The following is a 1,255-nucleotide window of genomic DNA, read 5'->3' on the forward strand; positions in this document are numbered from 1 at the left end:
TCCGTCAATACTGATTCTACGGCTGGATGAGGAAGGTCGATGAACTATGGTGCGTTAGAGCCCATCCGTTAGTCTGACTCCAACGACCACGGTGCACCACTGACTGTCGCTCCCTTACGGGAAGCACACATGGTAGATTAATCCTATTCTGGTTGCTGCACCAGCCTCTAATTATTTTAGAGCCGTAGAAAGGATGTTTTCAATGGATGTAGTCATTGAAAGAGCATGCGGTATGGATGTTCATAAGGATAACATTACTGCCTGCGTTATCACCCCTGAAGGAAAGGAGATTAAAACCTTTTCCACTAAAACTGTATTTCTACTACAGTTGGTGGATTGGATTAAATTGCACGGCTGCACACACGTCGCGATGGAAAGTACCAGTGTTTATTGGAAACCTATTGTTAATTTAATAGAGGCTGAAGAAATGGAGTTCTTAGTGGTCAATGCCCAACATATGAAAGCTGTTCCCGGTCGAAAGACCGATGTGAAGGATGCAGAATGGATTGCCAAACTCCTCCGACATGGACTACTCAAGGCTAGTTATATTCCTGACCGTAATCAGCGTGAGCTACGCGAACTCGTTCGCTATCGTCGAAGTATTATTGAAGAGCGTGCTAGACAACATAATCGAATCCAAAAGGTGTTAGAAGGAGCGAACATAAAGTTGGGATCTGTTGTTTCAGATGTCATGGGCGTTTCAGCGCGTGAAATGCTTGACGCTATTGCCGAAGGAGAAGAGGATCCTGAAAAACTAGCAAACTTCGCTCGGCGCAGTATGAAAAAGAAGAAAGAAGAATTGGAACTCGCGTTGAAAGGGTATATACATTCGCATCAACGGCTAATGTTAAAAACAATTTTAGGACATATCGACTTTTTGACAGAACAAATTAAAATGCTCGACCAGGAAGTGGCAAATAGAATGAGCACACATCAAGAAGATATTGAACGATTAGACTCCATTCCTGGGATAGCCACGAGAATGGCTGAACAAATCTTGTCCGAAATTGGAACCGATGTGAAGAAACAATTTCCCACTGCAGCCCATATGTGTTCCTGGGCAGGTTTAGTTCCGGGACAAAATGAAAGTGCTGGGAAAAGGAAATCAGCGAAAACCAAAAAAGGCAATAAGTATTTGAGGTCAGCATTAACAGAGGCAGCTCACTCTGTAGGGGCATCCAAAAACTATCTCGGAGCACTGTATAGGCGTACAGCATCACGAAAAGGCAGGAAACGCGCAGGAATTGTAGTCGCT

The 1,255-nt window shown here is 44.0% G+C and carries 1 protein-coding gene; it reads left to right on the forward strand.

Annotated features, from left to right (window positions below; all coding sequences use genetic code 11):
• Positions 1 to 202: 202 nt before the first annotated feature.
• Positions 203 to 1,255 (forward strand): IS110 family RNA-guided transposase (locus tag G8761_RS26680; RefSeq protein WP_166030955.1); only part of this gene is annotated, 1,053 nt, incomplete at its 3' end.

The organism is Neobacillus terrae, from assembly GCF_011393025.1.
Taxonomy (GTDB): Bacteria; Bacillota; Bacilli; order Bacillales; family Cytobacillaceae; genus Neobacillus_A; species Neobacillus_A terrae.